This window comes from Saezia sanguinis, from assembly GCF_003991585.1.
Classification (GTDB): Bacteria; Pseudomonadota; Gammaproteobacteria; order Burkholderiales; family Burkholderiaceae_C; genus Saezia; species Saezia sanguinis.
The window spans coordinates 1-249 of sequence record NZ_PQSP01000158.1; the positions used below are offsets into that span (position 1 = coordinate 1).

Below are 249 nucleotides of genomic sequence, written 5' to 3' on the forward strand. Positions count from 1 at the left end.
CTTGGCGACAGTGAACTGACGACACCTCGGTCGGACCGATCCGCCCGGGCCGGCGGATCGGTGGCTACTGCGCCGGCGGCAGGTAACTGAGCTGGACCATCTCCGTCTCACGGCTGCGGGAGACGAACGCAGCCCGTCCCTGCGGCAATCTGGTGGACCGGAAATCGCCGAGCAGGATCCCTTCGTCTTTCGGCGCACTCATCAGCAGGGCGTCCACGGACAGGTCCTTGAGCACACCGAGGACCGGAT

Annotated in this window: 1 protein-coding gene; it reads right to left on the reverse strand. The window is 66.3% G+C overall.

Going from position 1 to position 249, the window contains the following annotated elements; translation table 11 throughout:
- Positions 1-64 precede the first annotated feature (64 nt).
- Positions 65-249, reverse strand: a 185-nt coding sequence (locus CUZ56_RS15330; RefSeq protein ID WP_148113781.1) for a hypothetical protein, incomplete at its 5' end; no start/stop codon positions are given.